Annotated in this window: 20 protein-coding genes; 14 read left to right on the top strand and 6 right to left on the bottom strand. The window is 53.3% G+C overall.

Annotation, left to right across the window (positions count from 1 at the left end):
* Positions 1-215 precede the first annotated feature (215 nt).
* The 3 genes from MKZ15_RS22145 to MKZ15_RS22135 all read right to left on the bottom strand — a co-directional run bounded on the left by MKZ15_RS22145 (position 216) and on the right by MKZ15_RS22135 (position 3,329).
* On the bottom strand, positions 216-1,046 hold the full coding sequence (locus tag MKZ15_RS22145) for a carbohydrate ABC transporter permease (protein WP_155604836.1): 831 nt from the start codon (positions 1,044-1,046) through the stop codon (positions 216-218).
* Positions 1,046-1,927, bottom strand: coding sequence for a sugar ABC transporter permease (locus MKZ15_RS22140; RefSeq protein ID WP_155604837.1), 882 nt, complete (start codon positions 1,925-1,927; stop codon positions 1,046-1,048). The genes MKZ15_RS22145 and MKZ15_RS22140 overlap by 1 nt, the downstream gene beginning before the upstream one ends.
* A 76-nt stretch (positions 1,928-2,003) precedes the next feature.
* A complete protein-coding gene (locus MKZ15_RS22135) occupies positions 2,004-3,329 on the bottom strand; it encodes an ABC transporter substrate-binding protein (RefSeq protein WP_155604838.1) in 1,326 nt (441 codons plus the stop codon).
* 207 nt (positions 3,330-3,536) lie between these two features.
* On the opposite strand from MKZ15_RS22135, the gene MKZ15_RS22130 reads away from it, so the two are divergent.
* Positions 3,537-5,294, top strand: coding sequence for a histidine kinase (locus MKZ15_RS22130; protein ID WP_339818223.1), 1,758 nt, complete (start codon positions 3,537-3,539; stop codon positions 5,292-5,294).
* Between the two features lie 16 nt (positions 5,295-5,310).
* Positions 5,311-6,840, top strand: coding sequence for a response regulator (locus tag MKZ15_RS22125; RefSeq protein ID WP_339818220.1), 1,530 nt, complete (start codon positions 5,311-5,313; stop codon positions 6,838-6,840).
* On the opposite strand, the gene MKZ15_RS22120 is transcribed toward MKZ15_RS22125, so the two are convergent.
* Positions 6,795-7,835 carry an LLM class flavin-dependent oxidoreductase gene (locus MKZ15_RS22120; RefSeq protein ID WP_339818217.1) on the bottom strand — a complete coding sequence of 347 codons (1,041 nt, stop codon included), beginning with the start codon at positions 7,833-7,835 and terminating at the stop codon, positions 6,795-6,797. The two genes, MKZ15_RS22125 and MKZ15_RS22120, sit on opposite strands and share 46 nt — an antisense overlap.
* A gap of 122 nt (positions 7,836-7,957) precedes the next feature.
* On the opposite strand from MKZ15_RS22120, the gene MKZ15_RS22115 reads away from it, so the two are divergent.
* Positions 7,958-9,550, top strand: a complete 1,593-nt coding sequence (locus tag MKZ15_RS22115; protein WP_339818215.1) for a glycoside hydrolase family 43 protein — start codon at positions 7,958-7,960, stop codon at positions 9,548-9,550.
* A 26-nt stretch (positions 9,551-9,576) separates the two neighbouring features.
* The gene (locus MKZ15_RS22110) at positions 9,577-10,305 is read left to right on the top strand and encodes an AAA family ATPase (RefSeq protein WP_339818213.1); all 729 of its coding nucleotides are present in this window, start codon (positions 9,577-9,579) and stop codon (positions 10,303-10,305) included.
* A 259-nt stretch (positions 10,306-10,564) separates the two neighbouring features.
* Here the strand turns inward: MKZ15_RS22110 and MKZ15_RS22105 are convergent, their stop codons facing one another.
* Positions 10,565-11,395 (bottom strand): carbohydrate ABC transporter permease, encoded by an 831-nt coding sequence (locus MKZ15_RS22105; RefSeq protein ID WP_155604844.1) that lies wholly within the window; start codon positions 11,393-11,395, stop codon positions 10,565-10,567.
* Positions 11,395-12,285, bottom strand: a complete 891-nt coding sequence (locus MKZ15_RS22100; protein WP_193417146.1) for a sugar ABC transporter permease — start codon at positions 12,283-12,285, stop codon at positions 11,395-11,397. Before MKZ15_RS22100 ends, MKZ15_RS22105 begins: the two co-directional genes overlap by 1 nt.
* A 183-nt stretch (positions 12,286-12,468) precedes the next feature.
* On the opposite strand from MKZ15_RS22100, the gene MKZ15_RS22095 reads away from it, so the two are divergent.
* The 10 genes from MKZ15_RS22095 to MKZ15_RS22050 all read left to right on the top strand — a co-directional run bounded on the left by MKZ15_RS22095 (position 12,469) and on the right by MKZ15_RS22050 (position 25,073).
* On the top strand, positions 12,469-14,298 hold the full coding sequence (locus MKZ15_RS22095) for a sensor histidine kinase (protein ID WP_193417021.1): 1,830 nt from the start codon (positions 12,469-12,471) through the stop codon (positions 14,296-14,298).
* Positions 14,291-15,940, top strand: coding sequence for a response regulator (locus tag MKZ15_RS22090; RefSeq protein WP_339818208.1), 1,650 nt, complete (start codon positions 14,291-14,293; stop codon positions 15,938-15,940). Before MKZ15_RS22095 ends, MKZ15_RS22090 begins: the two co-directional genes overlap by 8 nt.
* A 127-nt stretch (positions 15,941-16,067) precedes the next feature.
* Entirely contained in the window at positions 16,068-17,390 is a 1,323-nt protein-coding gene (locus MKZ15_RS22085) for an extracellular solute-binding protein (protein ID WP_193417023.1), read from the top strand.
* 103 nt (positions 17,391-17,493) lie between these two features.
* On the top strand, positions 17,494-19,599 hold the full coding sequence (locus tag MKZ15_RS22080) for a glycoside hydrolase family 36 protein (protein ID WP_339818205.1): 2,106 nt from the start codon (positions 17,494-17,496) through the stop codon (positions 19,597-19,599).
* A 311-nt stretch (positions 19,600-19,910) separates the two neighbouring features.
* Entirely contained in the window at positions 19,911-20,336 is a 426-nt protein-coding gene (locus MKZ15_RS22075; RefSeq protein ID WP_155604850.1) for an SRPBCC domain-containing protein, read from the top strand.
* Between the two features lie 3 nt (positions 20,337-20,339).
* Positions 20,340-20,738, top strand: coding sequence for a metalloregulator ArsR/SmtB family transcription factor (locus MKZ15_RS22070; RefSeq protein ID WP_193417025.1), 399 nt, complete (start codon positions 20,340-20,342; stop codon positions 20,736-20,738).
* 102 nt (positions 20,739-20,840) lie between these two features.
* Positions 20,841-21,821, top strand: coding sequence for an aldo/keto reductase (locus tag MKZ15_RS22065; protein WP_339818201.1), 981 nt, complete (start codon positions 20,841-20,843; stop codon positions 21,819-21,821).
* Between the two features lie 22 nt (positions 21,822-21,843).
* Positions 21,844-22,701 carry a GNAT family N-acetyltransferase gene (locus MKZ15_RS22060; protein WP_339818198.1) on the top strand — a complete coding sequence of 286 codons (858 nt, stop codon included), beginning with the start codon at positions 21,844-21,846 and terminating at the stop codon, positions 22,699-22,701.
* A gap of 102 nt (positions 22,702-22,803) precedes the next feature.
* On the top strand, positions 22,804-23,373 hold the full coding sequence (locus MKZ15_RS22055; protein WP_339818196.1) for a TetR/AcrR family transcriptional regulator: 570 nt from the start codon (positions 22,804-22,806) through the stop codon (positions 23,371-23,373).
* A gap of 188 nt (positions 23,374-23,561) precedes the next feature.
* Positions 23,562-25,073, top strand: coding sequence for an MDR family MFS transporter (locus MKZ15_RS22050; protein WP_339818194.1), 1,512 nt, complete (start codon positions 23,562-23,564; stop codon positions 25,071-25,073).
* Positions 25,074-25,601 lie beyond the last annotated feature (528 nt).

Below are 25,601 nucleotides of genomic sequence, written 5' to 3'. Positions count from 1 at the left end.
AATGGGCATCATTTTGCTGGGCTGAACCAACTTATATCGAATAATGTTGTAAAAACTAATATTGCATAAACTACAACATTTCGCAGCGGCGGTGAGGAGTGGGCGGTGACCCAAGTGTGTAGACACGCTCAGTGCACGCGCCAGCTCCCTAAGCACCCGCTAGCTCCACCCACGCCTGCTGTGCGCCACGCGCCAACGCGCCGCGCGCTTCCCGATCAGCCTTTCACGGCGCCGGCGGTCAGGCCGCTGACGATGTATTTTTGACCAAACAAATACAGGATAAACACCGGCAGGGACGTTAGCACCAGATTAGCGAAGATCAGGTTCCACTCCCGACTGTACTTGCCGTAGAAATTGTAGATGGACAGCGGCATCGTCCAGGTCGAACTGTCGGTCAGGAAGTACAACGGAATCGTGATATCGTTCCACACCGACATGAAGACCATGATCGCGACCGTGGCATTCACCGGCAGGATCAGTGGCGTTACGATCCGGAAGAACACGCCAAACACGCTGGCCCCTTCAAGGAACGCAACTTCGTCGAGCGCTTTCGGGATCGTTTTGATAAAGCCGCTGTACAGAAACACGCTAAATGCGGTGTTCAGCGAGGCGTAAATGAGAATGACGCTGGTGATGCTGCCGTAGAAACCAAGCGCCTGCACGATCCGGATGGTCGTGATCGTCGACATCGGGGCGATCAGGCCCATAAAGAAGTACATATACAGCGTATTCGCGAATTTCGTCTCGCGCCGAGCCAAGATAAAAGAGGCGGCGGAAGAGGCGACGATGTTGATCACGGACGAAATGCCAGTAATCAATACGCTATTCCCGAAAGCCCGAGCGATCCCCCCCTCTTCAAATACGCGCGCGTAGTTGGAGAACATCCATTTTTCGGGCAGCTTTAGTGAGAAATCGAGCACTTCGGCGCTCGTTTTGAACGAGCCGAAGATCATGATCAAGATCGGTAAAATGATGAGCAACGATGCCAGTAGCAGAAGGCCTTCGACGATGTAGTTACGAATGGCGAGTTTGCGCGTGAATCCCATTATTCGGTGACCTCCTTACGCCGCATAAAGATGAGCAGCGGGATGGCAATGATGGTTACAGCCACGAACAATAGTGTATTGATGGCCGTACCCAGCCCCCAACTTCCTTCGCCGAAGGACCGCAAAATGATTGTACCGACGACCTGGGAGGCGTTGCCCGGCCCCCCGCCCGTCAAGACGAAGACCTCCGAGAAGACCTTAAGTCCGCCGATGAGCGTGAGCATCAGGTTAATATTGATCGCTGGCAGCAGGAGCGGCAGCGTGATTTTCGTGAACTTCTTCCAGGATCCGGCCCCGTCGATGGTCGCCGCTTCGTAATACTCCTGGGAGATAGATTGGAGTCCAGCCAAGTAAATCGCCATTTGGAAGCCGGCATGTTGCCAAATTGAGATGATAGCGATGGTCCAGATGACGATATGCGGATTGGTGAGCCAAGCCTGGCTCAGGGCGTGGAGTCCGACCGCATCGAACATCCGGTTGATGGCGCCTTCGGTGCGTAAGATCGGCGTAAAGACGATGCCGATGACCAGGATGCTAAGGATGGACGGGGAATAAAAGATCGCCCGCAGCAGGTTCCGCGTTTTCAATCGCATGTTGAGCGCGACCGCCAGCACAATGCCGATCAGGTTTTTCCCGACCACGGTGACGACGGCAAAAATCAAAGTGTTTTTAAGCGCCAGAATCAGCGTTTTGTCGGAGAAGATCTTTCGGAAGTTCTCCCAACCGACGAAGTCGATCGTTAGGCGATCCAGCCGCCAATCGGTAAAGGAATAATAAAAGCCCGTAAACGCCGGAATGACGAAAAAGATCGAGTAGATCAATAACGCCGGTAGTACGAGATAATAGGAATATAGATTTTTGACCGATGCTTTTGATTTCATGTTCTCCCACCCCATTATAGACTGGGGCAGCATAAAACCCCGGACGGGACTTTATGCTGCCTGCCATTCTTCCGATTTAGAAACCGGGGATTTCTTTATCTTTCATCAGTTGGCTGAACTTTTCGTCCCAGGATTTCAAGACTTCTTCCGGCGTTAATCCACCGGCAAATTGATCCTGCAGCAGCCGGTACAATTCGCTGCGGTCTACCAGCATGAAGGCGTCGGTCGTCAGCACGGTTTTCTTCGGCGTGATGTAGTTGTCGACGATCTCCTGCTTGTAGGCCGGCAGTTCCGGCGTGTTGACGTCATTCAAGTTCGATACGTAACCTTTGGAATCGACAATTTTCTGAGCGATTTCCTTGGAACCCATGAAGTTCAAGAACTCCTTCGCTTCTGCCAAGTGCTTAGCTTTCTTCGGAATGAACAGTTGGCCGCCAAGCGGGCTGGCTCCCAGGCTGGCATCCTGCTCGGAAGGGATCGGGAAGACACCCAGGTGCATGTTAGGGTCTTGCTTAAGCACGCCTTCGATCAACCAGTCGCCCATGAACATCATCGCAACTTCCTTGTTCAGGAATTTGCCAACCGCCATATCGTAGCTGTCGCTGAGGACGTCGGTGTTGGTGTAGCCTTTTTTATACACTTCATATTGCTGTTCCAGGAAGGTTTGGAATTCCGGAATGTCGGACCATTTTCTCTTGTTGCTGTTCAATTCATCAAAGAAGGTTGGATCGTTTTTGGATACGAAGTTGGCAAAAGCGGCAGCCGGCCAAATATTGGCGGACCAATTGTCCTTATACGGCATGAATACCGGAGTAACTCCGCTCGCTTTGATCTTCTCGCAAACGGCCAGGAACTCTTCGAAGTTGGTTGGAATCGACAGTCCCAAATCATCAAAGATGTCCTTGTTGTACACGACGCCCTGCATCCCTGTATCCTGGCTGACATGGAAGCTATAGATATGCCCATAAGCGGAAAGGACGTCTTTGTTCAGAATCCGGCTGGCCCAAGGCTCGTTATCCAGAATCTCGAAGTTGCGCTCCAGATTCAAATCCGTGGTGGCGCTGGCCAAGTTGTATTGAATGATGTCCGGTGTTTCCTCAACGGCCAGCTTGGTTTGCAGGACCGTTGTCGTTTGCTCGGCTGGAATCAACTGAAGATTCACTTTGATGTTCGTTTGCTTCTCAAACTCATCCAGCAGATCTTGTTGAATGAAGGCGGAGTCCTGTGAGCTCTTGGAGATCGCTAACTCGATGGTAACTTTGTCTCCTTTGGCGGCACCGGTGTTCGTACCTTCCTTCGCGGCATTGCCGGACTTCGCGCCTCCCGATCCGCAGGCTGCGAGCGATACGGCCAGCAAACCGGCGACAATCGCGGTGGTCGTTCTTTTCATTGTGTGATTCAAGGCAAATCCCCCCGTCTTTATGATGTGGCTTTGAATGCGCTTGCAACTTGATTATAAAATCCAGGGCAGCTAAGGTACATGTCTGAGGGTGACAGATCATGTGTAAAATTGTGAACTTGAAACCGTTGTCATGACGTGAAGCGAAATGGTACAGTTAAACCATCCAACAAACGCATAAGGCACAGCAAGGAGGCCTAAGCCAACGTCATGAGACCTTTTTCCCCTCGCAAAAATCAGCTCAGTCTGCAAAACAAAGTCTTTTTAACTTTTGTGGCCTTGCTCTTGTTTATACTCGGCTGCTTTATCGTATACGTGAATCTGGTCGTCATTAAACCGTTGAAGGAGAAAACGGTCGAGGCCAAGCTGGCAGCGGCGACGAAGGTCAGCCAGCAGCTCGACGATTACGTCGACAGCCAAAACCAGCTGTCTCAGCGGATCTTATCCAGCAAGGACATCTTTGCCATCCTTGAACGAGGGTATCAAACCGATGTGAACATCGAACGGCTGAATCAAAGCCGCAGACTCAAGGATCTGATGTTCCAGGCCATCGGACCAAGGATGAACATCAAGGATATGGTGATTTACGACAAGGCAGGACGGCAGATCGTGTCTTACCTTGGGGAACGGGGCGACGCGGCTTCTTTGGAAGGCTATTTAAAGAAAAGCCTGATGAACGGGAGCTGGAGCGGCAGCGGATTTGTGCTGGAACGACAAGGAGATACGGTCTCCTTTATTCGGCCCATTAACAACCAGAATGGCAAGGTTTTCGGGTATCTCAGCATTCTATTGGACGAGACGTTTCTGCAAAGGATGACGCATGGCATAGGTGCTGGAGAGGTGTATATCTTGGACCAGGTAGGCCGGTCCGTAGCCGGTTCCATGTCGGAAGCGGAGCATGCGGAGCTTACGGCAAGAGATCGGGACAGCGGAGTTTACGCGGATAATTACCGGAATTACGTAGCCTATTCCCGCTCGGAGAGCACCGGATGGACAACCTATCTCGTTACGCCAAAAGGGGACGTGCTGGGGCCGGTGAACTCGGTGAAGTACCTTTCCATCCTGTTGATAACGTCGTTGTTGCTATTGTCTTTCGTCTATATTTATTTCTCTTCGCGAAACCTGTTGTTGCCCATTCGTAAGCTGCGCAGCCAGATTTGGAGGATCAGCTACAGTAACATGAATATCAAAATGGACACTCGTTCGCAAAACAATGAACTGATCTTGCTGAATGAGGCGTTTCAGGATCTCATGGAACGTCTGCAGGAGTCGATCGAACGGGAGAAAATCGCTCTTCACGAGGAGGTCAAAGCGCGAAACTCCGCGCTCCAGGCCCAAATCGCGCCGCACTTCATCCATAACGTGCTCTATTTGATCAGTATCGCTGCCCAAGAGGGGAAGACCGAGGTCGTTTCCGATATGTGCAAGCATTTATCGGACAGCTTGCGTTACATCGTGTCTTCTCCCTACGCTCACGTGACATTGGCCGATGAACTGGAGCATACGCGGCACTACTTGTCGCTCGTACAGCAGAAATACGAAGAGGACCTGGTATGGGAGATTCATGCGGACGAATCCGTGCGGAACGTACAGTTGCCCCGGCTGGTGCTGCAGCCTTTCGTAGAGAATTGCATCGAGCATGCCTTCTCCCGCAGCGACCCGCCTTGGCGGATTGATATCACGGTGAAGCAGTTCAACGGACTATGGGCGGTGGAGATCAAGGATAACGGAGATGGCTTTCCTTCCGGGAAAATAGCTGAGATTATGGATAACCTGCGGGCGGCGGACGCCGATAGAGAGGGAGAAGCACGGGGGACCTCAATCGGCAACATGGGTATCGTGAACAGTGTGGGACGGCTGAAATTGATGTATCAGAACCGGCTGTTCTTTAACGTGTTCAATCACGCCGACGGAGAAAAAGGGGCTACGGTGCAGATCATCGGATCGTTAACGAAAGACTTCTACTGAACAAGGAGGGCACAGCATGTACAACGTGATGATCGTGGAAGACAGCAAACCGATCTTGCGGAACATTCGAACGCTGCTTGGCTCCCTGGAGCTCCCGGTCCAAGTGGTGGCGACGGCGACGAATGGAGAGGAAGCGCTGGAGCTGATCCGACAACAGCCCGTGGACCTGGTGCTGACCGATATCCGCATGCCGAAGATGGACGGGTTGACGTTGATTGAACAAGCAAAGCAACTCCGCCCGCAACTGTTGTTCATTCTGATCAGCGGGTACAACGATTTTGAGTACACGCGCAAGGCCATCAATTTGCAGGTCTTCGATTACTTGCTGAAGCCCATTGAGCGCAAACAGCTGGTGGAGGTCATGAATCGGGCGATCGAGCGGCTGCAAAGCCGGATTCCCAGCGAAGCGGAGCTGTTCAAGGAGATTGTGGAGCCCGGGTTTTATGAGGAGCTGCAGCTTGGCGACCAATTTCGCCATTACGGTAAGGCGCTGATTCTCATCCGGAGACAGCCATTTGCAGGAGGACGAGAGCTTTGGAATCTAGAGGGGCTGCAGCGCAGGCTGGGGGAGTTATTTTCCCCGCATCTGTGCTGGGTGTTTCCAACCCAAATGGCTAGTCAGTTCCTCGTGTTGGTGCAAAAAATGGCCGTGGAGCCCTATTCCTCGGTGTATGAATGCTTCGAGTCGATTCGCCGTACCTTAGAGGCTGAAGGGCTACCGGTATCGGTTGGCGGGCAGCTGCAGTCCGGCGATCCGGACAAACTCCCTGAGTTGTATCATCGCGTATCGGGGATTTTGGATAAAGAGCAACGTATTCACCACGGCGTGGTGATCGATACGGAGACCCCGCATGGGCTCGGCGGTTTGGACAGCCCGGAATTGGATCGGGCGACAGTGGCCGCCTTCACCGAGCTCATCCAGGGTCGGGGGAAGGAGAAGTTCTTGTTAAAGCTGAACGAGCAACTGGCGAAATGGGCCGTCGACAATATCCGGCTCACGGAGCTGGAACGGTTCGTCGCGTTGTTGGTGGATGCCTTCTCCCAAGCCTGGAACGACCAAGGCTCCGGACACCGTTTGGAGCTCGAGGCGACATCACGGGGGTTGCTTTCGGTAGATAGCTTCGAGAAGTTCTGCCAGGGGTTTCAGGAATGGGCAAAGCAATCCTTCGAACGAGTTCAAGCGCAGAACCGGAAAAGCGGAGAGGAGCTGTTTCGGCAGATTGAGGAGTACGTCAGGCTAAACTTATACTCGTATCTATCGATTGCCGATGTAGCCCTCAAATTTCATGTCAGCCCTTCGTATATCAGCCGGGTGATGAAGAATTATGCGCAAAACACGTTTGTGCAGTATTACACGGGACTAAAAATCAAAGAGGCCTGCAGGCTGATGGCCTGCAAGCCGGAAATGCGAATTAAAGAGGTGTCCGACGCCTTGTCTTTCAGCGATCAGCACTATTTCTCCAAAGTGTTCAAGGAATATACGGGGTATAGTCCGACGGATTATAAGGAACGTTGTCCTCCAAACAGTTCCGACAGCAGCTCGTAGGAACGCAAGCGGGCCTTATGGTCGTAGACCTGCGCAGCGACGATGATCTCGTCGGCCTCGGTCTCCGCCAACAGGTGTTCCAGCCGATTCCGCACGGTCTCCGGCGACCCGATCGCCGAATAGCTAAGTTGGCGTTCGACCAGGGCTTGCTCCTGCGGCGTCCAGTCCAGTTGGTCGACCGGCGGGCTAAGCTGCGCGGTGCGCCGGCGGATCAGGTTGAGGAACTGCTGCAGCTGGGAGGTCGCCAGGCGGCGGGCCTCCGCGTCGGTATCGGCGACGATCACGTTAACGCCGATCATCGCGTAAGGCTTCGCCAGCTCCTCCGACGGGCGGAAGTGCGTGCGGTACAGATCGAGCGCCGGGAGCAGGTAATCCGGCGCGAAATGGCTGGCGAAAGAGAACGGCAGACCGAGTTGGGCGGACAACTGTGCGCTGAAGCCGCTGGAGCCAAGCAGCCAGATCGGGATATGCAGACCTTCGCCGGGAATCGCCCGTACGCGCATGGAGGAACCCGAGACGGGCTGGAAGTAGTTCCGCAGCTCGGAGAGCCGCTCCGGAAAGTCCTGCCCGTCGCTGCCGGGCCCGCGCCGCAGCGCATGCGAGGTCAACGGGTCGGAACCTGGCGCCCGACCGAGACCGAGATCGATCCGCCCCGGGTATAGCGACTCCAGCGTGCCGAACTGCTCGGCGATGACCAGCGGCGCATGATTCGGCAGCATGATGCCGCCGGAGCCGACGCGGATCTTCTTCGTGCCGCCGGCGATGTGGCCGATGACGACCGAGGTCGCCGAGCTGGCGATGCCGGGCATGCCGTGATGCTCCGCCAGCCAATAGCGATGGTAACCCCAGTCTTCGGCGTGCCGGGCTAGATCCAGCGAGTTGCTCAGGGATTCCGTGGCGGTGCTGCCGGCCGTGATTGGCGCCAGGTCGAGAATGGAGACGGGAATATGGGATAAACGATGCGATGAATCGTGTGAATGTTGTGGGTTGGGCATAAATACAAGCCTCCTTAGGCATGAAATAGATACGAAAGCCTAATTTCTATTATAATCGAATTTTAAGTAAATGAGAAAAACAATCACCAATCCGATAACAGTTATGAATAGGAGGAAATAACATGAGTGAACATGCTAGCATCACGAATCCCATTTTACGCGGTTTTAATCCGGACCCCTCGATTTTACGGGTCGGTGACGACTACTATATCGCGACGTCCACCTTCGAGTGGTTTCCAGGCGTACAGATTCATCATTCCCGGGATCTTGTGCACTGGCAATTGATCGGTCATCCGCTGACTCGGGTTTCGCAGCTCGACATGCTGGGTAATCCCGGGTCCTGCGGGGTATGGGCTCCGTGTCTCAGCTATGATAACGGTTTGTTTTATCTCATCTACACGGACGTCAAAAGCCGCCACGGCGCATTCAAGGACACCCCGAACTATCTGGTCACGGCTACCGATATTCACGGCCCTTGGTCGGAGCCGGTGTATTTGAACAGCAGCGGTTTTGACCCTTCCTTGTTCCACGACGATGATGGGCGCAAATGGCTGGTGAATATGCTGTGGGATCACCGGAAAGGAAAGAATCATTTTGCCGGCATCGTTCTGCAGGAATATGATCCGCAGCAACAGAAACTGGTTGGCCCGGTCAAGAATATCTTTGTAGGCACGGAGCTTAGGTTAACCGAAGGCCCGCATTTATATAAAAGAAACGGTTACTATTACTTGCTCACGGCGGAAGGGGGCACGTATTACGATCATGCGGTTACGATGGCCCGATCGCGCACGATCGACGGACCGTATGAAGTCGACCCGACCAATCCGATTCTGACGTCGTCGGGTAAACCGCATCTGGCACTGCAAAAGGCGGGGCACGCCTCGCTGGTTGAAACGCAAACGGGCGAGTGGTACATGGTACACCTAACCGGGCGGCCAACGAAAGACATCTATTGCACGCTTGGCCGGGAAACGGCGATCCAACGCGGTGTCTGGACGGAAGACGGCTGGTTCCGGCTGGAGACCGGCGGGAATGATCCGCGGGTCGAGGTGGATGCGCCTGCGTTGCCGCCGCATCCGTTCGAACCGGAGCCGGAGCGCGACGATTTCGACGGCGGTGGGTTCGAGCTCGGCGTTCACTGGAGCACGCTTCGCGTTCCGCCTACGGAGGATTGGTTGACCTTACGTGAGCGCCCCGGCTTCCTGCGCTTGTATGGCCGCGAGTCGATGAACTCGCTGTTCCGGCAAAGCTTGGTGGCTCGGCGGCAGCAGTCGTTTCATTGCCTGGCGGAGACCGTGGTGGAGTTCGAGCCGGAGACGTTCCAGCAGATGGCCGGCTTGACCGTCTTTTACGATACGAATGATCATGTCTACTTGCGGATCTCTCGGGATGAAACGAAGGGGAACAGTTTGAATCTCATCCAAACGAAAGCCGGGGTTTATGACGAGCTGCTGGAAGAGGACATCTCGATCAAAGGCGCTACGCGCTGCTGGCTGCGAGTGACCATCGAACGAGAGTTGGCGCGTTTCGCCTACAGCCTCGATGGAGAGACCTGGCAGGCGGTCGGCAAAGCGGTTGACGTTAGCCACTTGGCGGACGATCCGGCGGAGAAAGTACGCTTCACCGGCACCTTCCTCGGCGTATGCGCCCAGGACCTTAGCGGGATGCGCAAGCCTGCCGACTTCGACTATTTTATTTACAGGGAGCTCGATTAATTCACACCGAAGGGAGAGGACGTGGGATGTATTTAAGAGAGGTGACGCTCCTGAAAGACAATATGCCTTCATCGAGAGAATACCCGTTCTCTCTCCCGTTAGTCCGGAAGTTGAACAAGCTTCGTCTTAGCCGTCCGGTCACGTTTTTTGTCGGGGAGAATGGTTCAGGTAAATCCACCCTGCTGGAGGCGATCGCCTACCAATGCGGGTTTAATCCGGCCGGAGGCGGGAGAAATAACGTCTACGAGGTGGACCGGTCAGAATCTGCGCTCGGCGATTATATCCGCCTCTCATGGAATCCGAAAGTCACGAACGGCTTCTTTCTGCGGGCGGAATCGTTCTATTCGTTTGCCTCGCATATTGATGAGGTTGCGGCAACTCCGTCCTATGGAGGGCGATCTTTACACAGTCAATCGCATGGCGAATCGTTCCTCAGTCTGTTCAAGTACAGATTTGGCAGCCGGGGCATTTATCTGCTGGACGAACCGGAAGCCGCGTTGTCTCCAGCCCGGCAGCTGGCCTTGATGCGGATCATTCGCGACTTATCGGATCGCGCCCAGTTCTTGATTGCTACGCATTCGCCGATTCTGATGGGTTATCCGGATGCGGACATCTTAAATTTCGATGGAGCTCAGCTGGATACGATTCGTTACGAGGATACGGATCATTACCAAATCACGCGCCGTTTCCTCGAAAACCGGAACAGCGTTCTTCACACGCTGTTTGAGGATGAGGACGAGGATGACACGGTTTAGCCGAAATAACTGCAAAAATGCAGTTCTTTAACCGAATAACGCCGATTTACGCGAAATAGCTGTAAAAATGCAGTTTTTGACTGTTTTTTTCGGCCTAACCGCAAATAAGTCCAAAATACCAGCACTTTTGCAGGTATTTTGGACATTTGTCGATTTTACCCGCAAATAACTGCAGTTTTGCAGTTATTTGCTAAGCAACACGACAACAGCCCCCGGTCCGTTGGACCAGGGGCTGTTCAAGTTCCGCTTTAAAAGAAGATCAACCTTTCACCGCGCCGGCGACAACGCCTTTGACGATGTATTTTTGCAGGAAGATAAAGACGATGATCGAAGGCAGCACGGCCATAACCATGGCGGTCATCGCGTATTGCCAGTCGGAGGTGTATTGTCCGACGAAGGTGTAGGCGGCCAGCGTTAGTGTCTTCGTTGTCGGCGAGCCGTTAACCATAAGCAATGGAAGCAGGAAGTCGTTCCAGATCCACATGACGTCGATGATGATGATCGTGGTGGTCACCGATTTCAACAGCGGGAAAATCACGCTGAAGAACAACCGGAAGCCGGAGGCGCCGTCGATTGTGGCGCTTTCGTCGATTTCCTTCGGAATCCCTTTCACGAAGCCGTGGTAGATGAATAGGGCGAGCGGAGCGCCGAAGCCCCAGTACAAAATGCCGAGTCCCCACGTGCTATCGGAGAGATGGAAGTTCTTCGCCATCTGCAGTACCGTCAGCATGATCGATTGGAACGGAATCAGCATCGGCATGATACAGATGAAGTAAATGATCGAACTGGCTTTCGATTTCGTACGGGCCAGCTTGTACGCGGCGATGGACGAGATCAACACGATCCCGGCCAAGCCGAGGACGGTAATGACCGTATTGTTGAGGAACAGCCGCGGGTAGTTGATGAACTCCCAAACATAGCTATAGTTGGCAAAGGTTAATTTTTTCGGTAAAGCGATCACGTCGGTCATGACCTCGGAGAAGCTCTTCAATGAGTTGATGATGGTCAGGAACAACGGATACAGGAACAAGATTGAGAGGAGCACCATCACGATTTCCAGGACGATGCGGCCTGCACTATTCTTTTTCATTACGCCTCAACCTCCCTGCGTTTGAAGATAGTAAGCTGGATCACCGTAATAATCAGCACCGCTACGAATAGAATCAGCGCTTTGGCTGTACCGTAGCCGTACAGGTTGTTCTGGAACGTATCGCGGTAAATGTCGTACGCCACGCTGTAAGTCGTACCGCCAGGGCCGCCGCCGGTCAAGGACAGGATGACGTCAAACACCTTGATCGAGTTGGTCAGCGCCATAAAGACGGAAATCGTAATCGATGGAGCCAGCAACGGCAGCGTGACGTTAAAGAATCTGCGGATCGGGCCGGCACCGTCCACCGTAGCGGCTTCTTTCAAATCTTCCGGAACCGATTGCAAGCCCGCAATGTAGATCACCATGTAAAATCCGATCGATTGCCAGATCGATACGAACAACACCGAGATAAAAGCAAGTCCGGGTTCACCCAACCAGCTTAAGGCGAATACCCCCCAGCCGGTGCTGGCACCTAGCGATTCAAAGCCTTGCATGAAGATGAACTTCCAAATAAAGCCGACGATAACCAAGCTGAGGATGTAAGGAATGAAGAAGGCTGCTCTGAGCCAGGTTGTGGTCTTCAGCTTCATATCGAGCACCAGCGCCAGCAAGATCGCCAGCACGTTGATCAACACGATATAAAGGATGGCGTATTTGATCGTAAACCAGGCCGCATGCGAGAAATTCGCATCGCCCATAAAAATCTGCTTAAAGTTGTCGAGCCCGACAAATTTCGGATGCTTGGAGATCCCGTTCCATTTGGTCAGGGAATAACGTATCGTCATGATGAACGGATAATAGAAGACGGCGATGATGGAAATCAGAATCGGCAACGTGAATACGCCAAACTCCAATTTCTCGCCCCGTTTTCTCCCTAGTTTGAACATAATGGCACCTCTTTTTCGTGACGTATTGTTTAAAGATCGGGTGAGGTTGGTTCCCTGCACACCTTGACTTTTTCGGCTATAATGATTATAAAACAGCGGTATTGCCGCCAAAATGGATTTAAGAAAACAGTTAAGGGTAAAAAGGTGAACTCGCTTTTTTCCCCGACGTACTAGAAATGAGGGGCTATGTTCAACCGCATCTTAAGCATGCTAACGACGCTTACTGACCGGATTTCGCGCAGACTGGTCAATAAGCTTATTTTGTTGTTTACAACGATTATTATTCTGGTGGTTGGGCTCTTGACGGTCATCTCCTATCAGATGCTGGAGCGAGAATCGGTAAACCATAGCATGGCTAGCACGACAAACAACCTGAAGTTGATCAATCAGAAGCTGGAGGATTATCTCGCCGGCATCGAGCAGTTGTCCTTGCCGCAAATCCACTATGAAGAGATCCTGCAGGCGATTATGAACGAAGAATCGGATTATGCGTCGAAAATGTACCTGGAAGATTATTTGCGCGAGCTGTTCTATTCGCGAAATGACCTGGAGAGCATTTATCTGTACCTGATCGATCAGCAGAAATACTACGCCATCACGCGAGAAGCTTATAACATCACGGTTCGGTCGAGCTATCAAGAGGGGATCCCCGAGCAGCCTTGGTACAAGCAGGCGATGGAGAGCCGTCACAACCAGTCTTATCAGTCATTTATCGTTCCCGGGTCCAAGTCGGGGTATGTCATGAACGAGGAGCCTAGCTTTATGGGTTATCACCGTGTCTTGCGTTCCTTGGTGACCCGCGAACCGAAAGCGGTGATCTCGTTCTATTTAAAACCGACGGTCAAGGACCAGATTCTGAAGGATGTTCCATTCGAGAATGGCGAGCACTTGCTGTACCTGGATCCAAACAATGTCCCTTTTCATGTGGATGAGCCTGCTTTCCTGGATCAAGTGGGACAAGCGCCATGGCTTGCCCGGCTTGGGGAGGATGCGTTGATGAAGCCGCTGACCTGGACCGACGAGGCGGGCGATAAGTATTTAATCGTCTATAACATTGAAGCGAACGGGGGCTGGAAGCTGGTTAAACCGATCCCGTACAGCAATATCTACGCAGCCGCCAAGGCAACGCGAAATTTGGGGTATTTGATCGGTTTGATTTTTTTGCTGATTTCGCTCATTCTGGTCGCGTTATTCTCCAATAAAATTACGAGCCCGCTCAAAGATTTGTCGCTTCAGATGCGCCGCTTTAGCGAAGGGACCTTTGACGCGGAAATTCCGGTGAAGGGCCGGGATGAGATTGCCTATTTATCACGGCATTTCAACCGCATGGTACGGCGGACGAACGACTTGATCAATGAACGCTATAAGATGAAGCTGGTGGAGAAGAACGCCATCCTCAAAGCGCTGGAGGCGGAGATTAACCCGCACTTTTTGTATAACGCGCTGCAGGCGATTTCGACCAAAGCGTTGAAGAGCGGGGACGAGGAGGTGGCCGAGATGGTGGATGCCTTGGCATTAACCCTAAGATATTGCATAAGTGGAAAAGACATCGTAAACGCTAGGGAGGAGCTGAAGCACATCGAACGTTACCTCGCGCTGCAGAAAGCCCGGTTTGGCAGCCGTTTGCAGGTCACGGTCGAGTGGGAAGAGGCCCTCAAGGAGCTGCAAATTCCCAAGCTGTCCATTCAATCTCTGGTCGAAAACTCCATCAAGCACGGGCTGGAGAAAATGTCGAGCGGCATCTCCATACGGATCCACGCCGAGCTGGGCGACACCCATGCTGTGATTTCGGTGCGGGACAACGGTCCGGGCATTTCTCCGGATCGCATGGAGCAAATCCAAACTTCGTTCCGCCAGGAATGGGAGGAACAAGAGGGAGAGAACATCGGGCTCAAAAACCTGTATACCCGCCTGAAACTTCTCTATGGCGAAGAAGCCGAGCTGAGCATCCAAAGCGATAAGCAGGGTACGGAGATGCGGATGATGATACCGCGGGGGGGCAGCAGTCATGTATAAAGTGTTGATTATCGACGACGAGGAACCGCTTCGCGAAGCGATTCGGATTTTGGGGAATTGGCAGGACCTTGAGGTTGATGAGATTTGGGAAGCGACTGACGGTAAGGCGGGGCTTGCGATGCTGGAACAGCACAAGCCGGATATCGTCATGGTCGACATGAAGATGCCTGAGCTGAACGGGGTCGAATTCTTGCAAATCGTGGAGCAGGAGTATCCCGAACTGTTGACGATCGTCATCAGCGGGTATAACGACTTTGAATTCACCCGTCAAGCGATCCATGCCAGAGTGGTGGACTATCTGCTGAAGCCGGTCAATCGCCAGGATTTGAACCAGGCGCTTCGCAAAGCGGTTGACGTGCTTCAGGCCAAACGTCAGATCCAAAGCGAATCGATCACCCGGAATATTGCCTTTAATATGTCGCTTCCAAAATTGAAAGAGAAAATCTATCTGTCGATTATTGAGCGCAGCTTTAAGAAGCAAAGCAATCAAGCGTTTCTGCCATTGATTGGGGCCGATCATCAAGATCATCGGTTTGGCGTGCTCGTCCTGCGGATCATGAATATGGAGGTAGTAAAGGACAGCCGGTTTAATCGCGACCGAGAGCTGCTGTATTTCGCCGTGGCAAACGTCATCAACGATGTCGCCGTGGACAGCCTGCAATGCTTCAGCTTCGCCAATCCGAAGCAAGAGCGGGAAATGATTGCGGTCTATACGGCGCGAGGGGGATACCCGCAAGAGATTGCCTTCCGTGCGGGGGAGTTGATGCGGAAAGTGGCCTCCACCTTAAGCGACTTGTTTGGGGTGCTGGTTGCCGGAGGCATCGGGCGATATTGCGAGGATGTGATGGATCTAGCCGCCTCCTATGAAGAGGCGATCTCCGGCATCCAGGGTATCGATTTGTTGAAGCTCAAAGGAAATGCCGTCATCGGGGAATCGGACAAGCCGACGGTTAAGGAGACGTTCTCCTTCTCCAGCCGCATGCCGATTCTGCGCGGGGCCCTGGAGGCGGGCAATCTCAACCATGCCAAATCGGTTATGTCTGAATTCGCCAAGAGTATTCGAGTTTCCGGCTTCTTCAGCATCGGTGCCGCCGACCGGATCCTGCGGGAAATCGTCGTGCTGATGAACGATACGGCTTCGGAGCTTAGTGTTCCGGCGGACAAGCTTCCTTCCTCCGGGGGAGATCGATCGCTGCAGGCGCTGGGGTTGCGAACGGATTTTGCCACGTTTGACCAGTTCGAAGCCTTGCTGCTGGAGTTGGCCGAGTATTATCACGAGCAAGTCCGTCGGTCGATGGCCGCGGGCCGTCCGTTCAGTGTCGAAGATATCAAGGAGTATATCGACAATCACTATTTTGAGGACATCAAAATTTCGATGTTCACGGAGAAGTATTTTCTGAGCCGCGAGTATTTGATGAAGCTATTCAAGCAACAATATGGCTGCGGGATCCACGAATATGTGCAGAAGGTTCGCATGGACAAGGCCAAAGAACTGTTGGACGACTCCATGCTTAAAATCCAGGAAATTTCCGAAATGTTGGGCTATAAAGACAAGAACTATTTTAGCAAGGCGTTCCGGAATTACTATGACCTGTCGCCTTCCGAATACCGTCAACAGCAGGAGGAAAGGGTCAAAAAGTGAACTCGCAGGAGGACTCCACTTTTTTACCCTTAAATCACCACATATCTACATTTTTTCACCCGAGCCTTTTCTTTAGAATAAGGAGCATAACCAATGATCAACAAAAAGAAAGTGGGGGCGTTAGTTAATGAAGAAGAAAATCCTGGCCTTATCGTTCAGCCTGGTGCTGCTTATGGGCCTGTTATCCGCATGCGGAGGCAACAATAACGCGGCGAATAACGGAGCGAACAACGCGGGTGCCGGCAATGGCGCTGCAACGGATGATTCCAAACCGGTCACGATCAACATGTTTACGGCTTCTCCGGAATATACCGATGCGTTTAACGCCTACATTGCGGAATATAAGAAAGTGAAGCCAAACGTGACGATCAACCTGGAGATCATGCAGGCGGACTACAACACGGTATTGAAATCGAGAATCGCGGCAGGCAGTACGCCTGACGTATTCCAAACGACGGCAGGCGGCGATATCGACACCTTTGCAGAATATAGCGCGGATTTGACGGATCAACCGCTGGCTGCTGCCATGACGGACGCCGTTCGTGCGAATATGACTTCTTCCGACGGAAAGGTTCTGGGTCTGCCTGTCAAAGGCAACCTGTTCTCCGTCATCTACAACAAGAAATTACTGGATGAAGCAGGAGTTACCACTTTCCCGAAAACGACGGCCGAACTGGACGACGCGATCGCTAAGCTCGAAGCTAAAGGCATCACGCCTTTCGCAAATGCGTATAAGGAATGGTGGGTATGGAAGCACGTATTCCAGCATTTCGTGAATGCAGCAGCTCAAGACGCTGGCGTAACGACGCAAGACCTGGTCAATAGCTTTATTGCTGGGGATGTCAAAATCAAAGATTACCCTGTCCTGTACAACAACTTCTTTAGCTTCATCGATACGACGGTGAAACATGGTACCGACAAGCCGCTGGAACGCGACAGCAATGCGCAAGTCAGTGACTTCGCATCCGGCAAAGCAGCCATCATGATCGGTAAAGGCGCATGGGACGAAGAAGCGATCAAGAAAATTACTCCGGACATCCAAATCGGCATCGCGGGTTATCCGGTCAGCGACAAAGCAGAGCAAGCAACGATCATCACCGGTGCGGACCAAGCTTTGCGCATTAATAAAGATTCCGCAGTTGTGAACGAAACAATTGAATTCTTTAACTGGTTGTACACGTCCGAATACGGCAAGAACTGGTTCTCTACTGTAGCGAAGGTTATTCCGCCGATCAAGGATGCTCCTCTTCCTGATTTGGATATGCCGAAGCAAATGAACGAAATCCTGAAATCGGAGCCGTCGGGCGACCTGGCGATCAACTACTCGCTGGATACGTTCCATCAAAAATTCGGCGAGATCATGCAAGCCTACATCGGCGGCAGCAAGTCGAAGGATCAAGCGGTAACGGAAATCGAACAAGCTTGGGTACAACTGGGTTCGGCTCAATAATATCGAAAGTCTCGGTTGTTCCTTAAACACAAATGAACCCAGCACCACCTCCGGTGCTGGGTTTTGTTTTTACTTATGACGGTTGAAGGGGAGTGCGAAGGTGATGAGCAGAATCGCGATTCGGGAAAATGGCTTACATCTGGTATTGGAGGTAACCCAAGAGCAGGATGTGCGGCTGCTTCATTTTGGGGCAAATGCGCTGGACGAGGCGCGGATCCGGGAGGAGCGCAAACCGGGCTTCCGCCTGATGGAGCTGCAGCTTACGGGAGAGGACCGGGACGAATACCATGGGCGAACCCATCGGGCATCGTACCCGGGGCTGCGGATGGTTTACGCCGGCCATACGAACGGCCGCAACGAATTCGGGCGGAAGCTGGAGGTTGCCCTGCGCGACCCGAAGACCGGGCTGGAGGCCGTACAGCACGTACAATTTTACGATGGGGTGCAGACGGTCCGGGCCTGGGTGGAATTGTTTAATGCCGGTTCGGCGGCGGTGGGCGTCGAATATGTCTCTTCCTTCGCATTGACCGGCCTGGATAAGGAAGGCGGACAGGATAGGGACGACAAAATGGTATTGTCCATTCCCCATACCGGATGGCAAAGCGAGCTGCAATGGCGGGCTTACCGTTTACCGGAGCTGGGGTTATCCCATTTAACCGATCGCAGCTCCAAGCGGATCACCTGCAGCAATACGGGCTCCTGGTCGGCGGCTGAGCATATTCCAATGGCGGTGCTGGAGAACCGGGAAACGAACACCAGCCTGTTCTGGCAAATCGAGCACAACGGTTCTTGGCATTGGGAAATCTTCGACCAGGTTGATCAGTTGACCTTGCTCCTCAGTGGCCCGACTGAACACGATAACCACTGGTGGGTATCGCTCGCGCCGGGGGAGCGGTTCGTCAGCGTTCCGGTCGCGGTTGGGGTGACCAATGGCGGCTTCGAAGCGGCGATCGGGCAACTGACCGCTTATCGTCGCCGGATTCGCCGGCCAAACGATGATAACCGGGAGCTGCGGATTATTTTCAACGATTACATGAACTGCCTTTGGGGCTCCCCGACGACGGAAAAGCTGCTGCCGTTGATCGACGCCGCTGCGGAAGCGGGCTGCGAATATTTCTGTATCGATGCCGGCTGGTACGCTCCAGGCGAATGGTGGGACGGCGTCGGCGAATGGCTGCCGTCTTCGGAACGGTTCCCGGAAGGGATCAAGTACGTGTTGGACTATATCCGGGGCAAAGGGATGGTGCCGGGGTTGTGGCTCGAGCTGGAGGTGATGGGCATCAACAGTCCGAAGTTGGCAGACACCGATGACAGCTGGTTCTTCCTGCGCCATGGCAAGCGGGTGATGGACCGCAGCCGGTACCAACTGGATTACCGCAACCCGAAGGTAGTGGCCCATGCCGACGAGGTGATTCGCCGGTTAGTGGAGGATTACGGGGTCGGTTACATTAAGATGGATTACAATATCAACGCCGGGATCGGGACGGAAGCGGCTGCGGATAGCTTCGGCGACGGGTTACTGCAGCATAACCGCGCGTACCTCGCTTGGCTTGACCGTATTTTCGCGCGGTATCCGGAGCTTGTGATCGAGAACTGCTCCAGTGGCGGGATGCGGATGGATTACGCGATGTTGAGCCGTCATAGCATCCAGTCGACCAGTGATCAGGAGAACTATGTGAACTATGCGGCGATCGCCGCCGCATCCCCTTCGGCACTGACGCCGGAGCAATCCGCCATCTGGTCGTACCCGCTGCGGGAAGGCGACGACGAGGAGGTCGTCTTCAACATGGTCAACGCGCTGCTGCTGCGCGTGCACCAAAGCGGCCATCTGGCCGAACTGAGCCCGCGACGCCGGGTACTCGTGAAGGAAGCGCTGGATTACTACAAGGCGATTCGCGCGGATATTCCGGAAGCGTTGCCGTTCTGGCCGCTGGGGTTGCCGAAGCAACAGGACGATTGGGTCAGCCTGGGGTTGCAACGGCCGGGAAGCGATAAGGTTTACTTGGCCGTGTGGCGAACCCGCGGGGAGACTTCGTCTCAGATCCTGCCGCTTTCAAAGCTGCAAGGGGAGACGCTGGACATTCGGTGCGCATATCCGCAAGACTTGGATTGCGCCTGGAGCTGGGATTCCGCAGCGGGTCAGCTAACGGTGACCCTGCCGCCTGCACCTTCCGCTCGATTGTTTGAGATTCGTCGCCGCAAGCCGTAACGGAACTCGTATGAAAGATCCGCATCGCTGCTTATCGCAGGGGATGCGGATTTTTTATGTGGGCGGGGGAGTTGGAGGTAGTAGGTAGACCGAGGTTGGACACCGAGTGAGGTTATTCTATCGTGCGGGCATGTTTGGGAGTGGCGGGGGCGATGCTAAGGGGGCTACGGCACGATTCCGGGTTCGACTCCGAATGGGTTGTACTTCTATTGTTGACATGAAACCTAATGGTGTCATATAATCGTTTTATTAGGAAACCATTTGGTTTCATATAGATCCAATAAATATTTTGGCAAAGAGGAGAATAGATGATGGATCAAAATAACACAGGCAAGCTGCCGGACATTCGGCATACGATTCTGCTAAATGCACCCATCTCCCGGGTATGGGAGGCGGTTGCAACGTCGGAGGGGATTGCGGCCTGGTTCATGCCGAATACCTTCCAGCCGGTAGAGGGGTATGAATTTGTCCTGCATGCCGGTCCCTTCGGGGATTCCCCCTGCAAGGTGACAGTCCTGGATCCGCCGCGCCGGTTATCGTTTCATTGGGGCAAGGATTGGACGCTCACGTTTGAACTGGAAGAGAAGGACAATCAAACGGAATTCACGTTGATTCACGGCGGCTGGACCGCCGACCAAGTTACCGAGTTCGGCCAACCGCACGAAGTCGTTCGCGGCAACATGGATCAAGGCTGGGCCGGTATGGTGGGCAAGCTGGCCGAATACGTTCGGGTGTAAGCCATGGGGGAGGCGGCCTCTGCAAAACACGACGTGTTCCAGGCGATCGCGGACCCGACGCGCCGGGAGCTGCTGCAGCTTTTAGGCGGGCGGGAACTGCCGCTGAAGGATATCAGCGGCCGGTTTCCGATGAGCCGTACGGCAGTATCCAAGCATCTGCGCATCTTGGCCGAAGCCGGACTTGTGCAGGAGCGCAAGGTCGGGCGGGAGACGCGTTATCGTCTGGATGCGGATCCGCTGCTGGAACTAAAGCGTTGGTTGGAGTACTACGAGCGTTTCTGGGAGAACAAGCTGTCCTTGCTCAAGCATTATGTCGAAACCGATCCGGACGCAGAGCCGGCGGGGCTTCGCCCCGTTCCTCCGCCGTCGACAGGCAGTACAAACGAATCCCCGGGCCACTAGGCCGGGGATTTTTGGGTTGTCTGCTTCTCGATTTGGTATATAATGGGTTTGTATTCATTCAAATTGTACCTATCCTACCCAATCGTTAAGGAGGTTGTTGACATGAAGTACACGAGTTTGGGAAGAACCGGATTGAAGGTGAGCCGTCTGTGTCTGGGGACGATGAATTTTGGTCCGACGACGGATGAGAAGGAAGCGTTTAAGATCATGGACGCGGCGATCGATGCCGGCGTCAATTTCTTTGATACGGCCAACGTCTACGGTGGAGTTGAGCATCGCGGCTGGACCGAGGAGATCATCGGGCGCTGGTTCGCGCAAGGCGGCGGCCGGAGAGAGAAGGTAGTGCTGGCTACGAAGGTATACGGGGCCATGAGCGATCCGGCAGTAGACCCGAATGAAGGCGCTCCCGGCTTGTCGGCTTATAAAATTCGCCGCCACCTGGACGATTCGCTTCGGCGGCTCGGCACGGACCATATCGAACTGTACCAGATGCATCATGTCGACCGGAACGTGACCTGGGAGGAGTTATGGAATGCCTTTGAGGTAGCGCAAAAACAAGGCAAGATCGGTTACGTCGGCTCCAGCAATTTCGCCGGGCGTGATCTTGTAAAGGCGCAATATGAAGCCAAAACCCGTGGGGCGCTGGGGCTGGTATCCGAGCAGCATAAATACAGTCTGCTTTGCCGCTTGCCGGAATTGGAGGTTCTGCCGGCGGCCGAAGAGCTGGGAATCGGCGTTATTCCGTGGAGTCCGCTGGACGGCGGTATTCTCGGGGGCAATCTGAATCCGCAGCCTGGCTCGCGAACGGCCAGACAGGGTGAACGGGTCGAAAAGCTGCGTCCCCAGTTGGAACGGTTCAGCAAACTATGCAACGAACTAGGCGAATCGGAGGCTACGGTGGCCTTGGCCTGGACGCTAGCCCATCCTGCGGTGACGGCGCCGATTATCGGGCCGCGGACCTTGCAGCAATTCGAGGAGTCGCTGCGGGTTGTTGACGTTGAGCTGAACGAGGAGACGCTGAAGGCGATTGACGAGATCTTCCCGGGTCCGGGCGGAGAAGCGCCTAAAGCCTATGCATGGTAATACGACGAAGGAGAATTTGGTGATGATTCGATACGAACGAGGCACGGAGCTGGAAATGGGGGCGATCTATCAGGCGTTTCTGCGTGGATTTGCCGATTACATCATCCAATTTAACCTGACCGAAGCGGAGTTTGCGGAGCGGTTTTTCGGTCCGGAAGGCAACGCGCTGGAGCATTCCTTCGTGGCTCTTGATGGAGAAGAACCTGTAGGTGTTGTCCTAGGCGGCAACAAGGTTTATGAATCCGTCCAGACCCTGCGCTGCGGTGCGCTGGCCGTAAGCCCGGAATACCGGGGCAAAGGCGTAAGCGCGGGGCTGATGGATCTACACCAAGAAGAAGCGCAGCGGGCCGGATGCAAACAGTTGTTTCTGGAAGTCATCGCCGGAAACGATCGGGCGATCGCCTTTTATCTGAAGCGAGGATACCGCCGCGTTTACGACGTCTCGTTCTACACGCTTCCCGATGCATCCCGATTGGAGGCCCCACTTGGGGCTTCCGCGGGAGGATCGGTAGAGCGGATCGAGTTCGAGGTGTTTGCTGACATGGTGGATGCTTGGAAGTATTTTCACATTAACTGGCAGAACGACTTGGAATACCAGCAACTGAGTTCTTCTAACGCATATTATGGTTTCCGGGTGGACGGCGAATGGGTAGGGGGGCTCTCCATCAGTTCGAGCGGCAAGATCAACCTGCTGATCGTTAGCCACCGGTATCGAGGGAAGAGTATTGCCACCCGGTTGCTAAACGCCGCCCACGAGGAGCTGGGTTTTGTGAAATTCACCGCCTCGACTCCCGACAATGCGCTGCTAGAAGGATTCCTGGATCGGCATGGATTCGTGCGCGATAAGATTCGCCTGCATGAGATGTACCTTCGGTTATAAAAAATGGGCGTACCGGACCTGAAGTGTTGACACCAGACTTGGATATCGTTTATCATCATGTAGACCGATCGGTCTAATCTATGCGGAAAGGTACCGGTGCGCATGTCCAATCAGAACCCAACCCGGCAGCTGCTGATCGAAACGACGGCAAAGCTGTTGCAGAACCAAGGCTATAACGCAACGGGCCTGAATCAAATCACCCAAATGAGCGGTGCGCCTAAAGGGTCATTGTATTACCATTTCCCTGAAGGCAAAGAGCAGCTTGCGTGTGAAGCCGTAAGTTATACGAAGAACGTAACGTTAGCGAGTCTTCGCGCGGTACTGGATGCGACATCGGATGCAGTCGGGGCCGTGCAATCCTTGCTGACCCTCATTGCGGATAACTACGACCGCGAGGATGCGGAGCTGGGGGTGCCGATTGGCATCGTCGCTCATGAGACCGCCCGCAGTAACGAGAATATACGTCAAGCCTGCTGCGGAGTATATAACGCCTGGATTGGCGAATTCGAGAAGAAGTTTACCGCCTCCGGCTATAGCGCGGAAGAATCGGCCGACCTTGCGCTCCTCATCAACGGGATCGTGGAAGGCTCGATCATCATGTGTCTGACGCAGAAGAGCAGCCAGCCCCTGCGTACAGCAGCCCGACTGATTCCGCGGCTCTTTCCATCCTGAACCTTTCGGTTCTAGGACCTTCGGGCGGAGGAGGAAGGAGTTTCGCGGTGTTATATTTTAAATTTTATATATAGAATGGTCTAATAGGAAAACGAGTCAAACTCCAAGGCAAGCCTTGCCTTGTTCATATATAAACCTTACTAGAGACAAAAAGTCCAAAATAGGAAGATGTGGAGGTAACCCTACAAATGAATACGTCAACGCTGACATCGGGTCAAGGATCCGGTGTAGAAGGGATCAGGCGTCTGCCGATTACGATTGCCCTGGTCATTGGGGCCTTTGTGTCCATTTTGAACGAAACTTTGCTGAACGTAGCTTACACCGACCTCATGCAGGAGCTGAAGGTGGGGGCTTCAACCATACAATGGCTTTCTACTTCTTATATGTTAGTGATCGGGATCTTGGTGCCCATTACGGCGCTGTTGATCCAATGGTTTACGACTAGGCAGATGTTCCTGTCGGCGATGATCCTGTTCCTGATCGGAACCGTCGTCTGCGGGATCGCGCCTTCGTTTGCCGTGCTGCTGTTAGGGCGGATCATTCAGGCGATCGGGACGGGGCTGCTGCTCCCGGTGATGATGAACACCATTCTGACGATCTATCCTACTGAAAAAAGAGGCGCGGCCATGGGCACCATCGGCCTGGTCATCATGTTTGGTCCAGCGATCGGCCCTACCTTGTCCGGTCTCATCTTGGACGCATTGGATTGGCGCTGGCTGTTTTATCTGGTCATCCCTTTAGCGGTGCTATCCATCGTCTACGGCGCGCTTTATTTGCGGAACGTCTCGGAACTGACGAAGCCGCGGGTGGATCTGCTGTCTATTCTGCTGTCGACGGTCGGCTTCGGCGGTATCGTGTATGGCTTCAGCCATGCAGGGGAAGGGGAGGGCTGGTCAAGTCCGGTCGTCTATGCCTGCCTGATTGTTGGATTTATCGCTTTGGTTTTATTCGTCTGGCGGCAATTGAAAGTCTCCGAGCCAACCTTGGATGTTCGCGTCTTTAAATATCCGATGTTCGCCTTATCGGCGGTGCTGCTGATGGTCATGATGATGACCTTGTTCTCGACGCTGATTATCCTGCCGATGTACTTGCAAGGAGCATTGCTGCTGGCGCCGTTTGCGGCCGGACTCGTGCTGCTTCCCGGCGGGGTCATCAACGGCCTGATGTCGCCGGTGGCGGGCAGACTGTTTGATAAATTCGGCCCACGCGCGTTGATCGCGCCGGGACTTATCATCGTTATTGCCACGCTGTGGTTCATGCGCGGACTGACGACGGGCAGCTCGACCGGCGAGGTTATTACTCTGCATATCACGCTGCTGATCGGTATTTCGCTGGTCATGATGCCCGGGCAAACCACAGGGCTGAATCAGCTGCCGCGCAGCTTGTATCCGCATGGCACCGCGATCATGAACACGCTGCAGCAGGTGTCCGGCGCGATCGGCACCGCGCTGTTCATCAGCATTTTCTCGCACGGCCAGGAGCGTTACCTGAAAGCAGCGGCCAATCCGCAGGATCCGGCGGAGCTTGGAAACGCGCTGGTGTCCGGGATGCAAAATGCCTTTACGATTTCCATGTACGTCGGCGTGGTGGCGCTGTTGATCGGCTTGTTCCTGCGGCGTACCTACGCGCCGGATGAAGCGCAAGAAGCGGCGGCCGGCCATCCGGAATTCAAGCCGGAGGTTCAACCGGAAGTGCGTTAATCCGTAAGGATGAACTGCATATCTTTCACAGTGCCAAAGGATCGAGGGGGGATTCACCCTACTCGGTCCTTTTATCTTTTTTATGGCAAAAGAGATTTTTAAGCATCCTATCTTACTTTTTTGAATTATACTTCCATTTGATAATCAAGTTTAGTATAAAGACTACAATTAATAATGCTAATAATATATTTGTTGTGGTGAGGGTAATGCTTAATTCGTCAATATTATTAGATATTTCACTTATTCTAACCCCAGAATTCGAATCGAATCTTGTGATGCTATTTGCTATATCCTTAAGATCTTGAATGATTTGAGAACTATCCAAAGCCACCGCTCCTTTCTATTAAAATAAACATTCGCTATATAAAATTATCACAAAAGGGATAAAATGGCGATTTTCCTCTCTACTAATCCATATTTTAGTAGTATTACTTAACTGGTAAAAATATACATAGGAGTTATTAGAAATGAAGCAAAAAAAGTAGAATTTCAGCTCTATTTTCACTGGCCTCTGTATTACTATTCACG

The sequence above is a fragment of the Paenibacillus sp. FSL R7-0216 genome (genome assembly GCF_037969915.1).
In the GTDB taxonomy this organism is placed as follows: Bacteria; Bacillota; Bacilli; order Paenibacillales; family Paenibacillaceae; genus Fontibacillus; species Fontibacillus rhizolycopersici.
This window is presented reverse-complemented; position numbering and strand designations above follow the sequence as displayed.

Bases quoted from the DNA above. Each gene is read 5' to 3' on its own strand.
- MKZ15_RS22065 (WP_339818201.1), top strand. From the start codon at position 20,841: ATGAAGTACACGAGTTTGGGAAGAACCGGATTGAAGGTGAGCCGTCTG.
- MKZ15_RS22095 (WP_193417021.1), top strand. From the start codon at position 12,469: ATGTTCAACCGCATCTTAAGCATGCTAACGACGCTTACTGACCGGATT.
- MKZ15_RS22055 (WP_339818196.1), top strand. From the start codon at position 22,804: ATGTCCAATCAGAACCCAACCCGGCAGCTGCTGATCGAAACGACGGCA.
- MKZ15_RS22060 (WP_339818198.1), top strand. From the start codon at position 21,844: ATGATTCGATACGAACGAGGCACGGAGCTGGAAATGGGGGCGATCTAT.
- MKZ15_RS22125 (WP_339818220.1), top strand. From the start codon at position 5,311: ATGTACAACGTGATGATCGTGGAAGACAGCAAACCGATCTTGCGGAAC.
- MKZ15_RS22080 (WP_339818205.1), top strand. From the start codon at position 17,494: ATGAGCAGAATCGCGATTCGGGAAAATGGCTTACATCTGGTATTGGAG.
- MKZ15_RS22075 (WP_155604850.1), top strand. From the start codon at position 19,911: ATGGATCAAAATAACACAGGCAAGCTGCCGGACATTCGGCATACGATT.
- MKZ15_RS22110 (WP_339818213.1), top strand. From the start codon at position 9,577: ATGTATTTAAGAGAGGTGACGCTCCTGAAAGACAATATGCCTTCATCG.
- MKZ15_RS22050 (WP_339818194.1), top strand. From the start codon at position 23,562: ATGAATACGTCAACGCTGACATCGGGTCAAGGATCCGGTGTAGAAGGG.
- MKZ15_RS22070 (WP_193417025.1), top strand. From the start codon at position 20,340: ATGGGGGAGGCGGCCTCTGCAAAACACGACGTGTTCCAGGCGATCGCG.
- MKZ15_RS22090 (WP_339818208.1), top strand. From the start codon at position 14,291: ATGTATAAAGTGTTGATTATCGACGACGAGGAACCGCTTCGCGAAGCG.
- MKZ15_RS22145 (WP_155604836.1), bottom strand. From the start codon at position 1,046: ATGGGATTCACGCGCAAACTCGCCATTCGTAACTACATCGTCGAAGGC.
- MKZ15_RS22105 (WP_155604844.1), bottom strand. From the start codon at position 11,395: ATGAAAAAGAATAGTGCAGGCCGCATCGTCCTGGAAATCGTGATGGTG.
- MKZ15_RS22115 (WP_339818215.1), top strand. From the start codon at position 7,958: ATGAGTGAACATGCTAGCATCACGAATCCCATTTTACGCGGTTTTAAT.
- MKZ15_RS22120 (WP_339818217.1), bottom strand. From the start codon at position 7,835: ATGCCCAACCCACAACATTCACACGATTCATCGCATCGTTTATCCCAT.
- MKZ15_RS22130 (WP_339818223.1), top strand. From the start codon at position 3,537: ATGAGACCTTTTTCCCCTCGCAAAAATCAGCTCAGTCTGCAAAACAAA.
- MKZ15_RS22085 (WP_193417023.1), top strand. From the start codon at position 16,068: ATGAAGAAGAAAATCCTGGCCTTATCGTTCAGCCTGGTGCTGCTTATG.
- MKZ15_RS22140 (WP_155604837.1), bottom strand. From the start codon at position 1,927: ATGAAATCAAAAGCATCGGTCAAAAATCTATATTCCTATTATCTCGTA.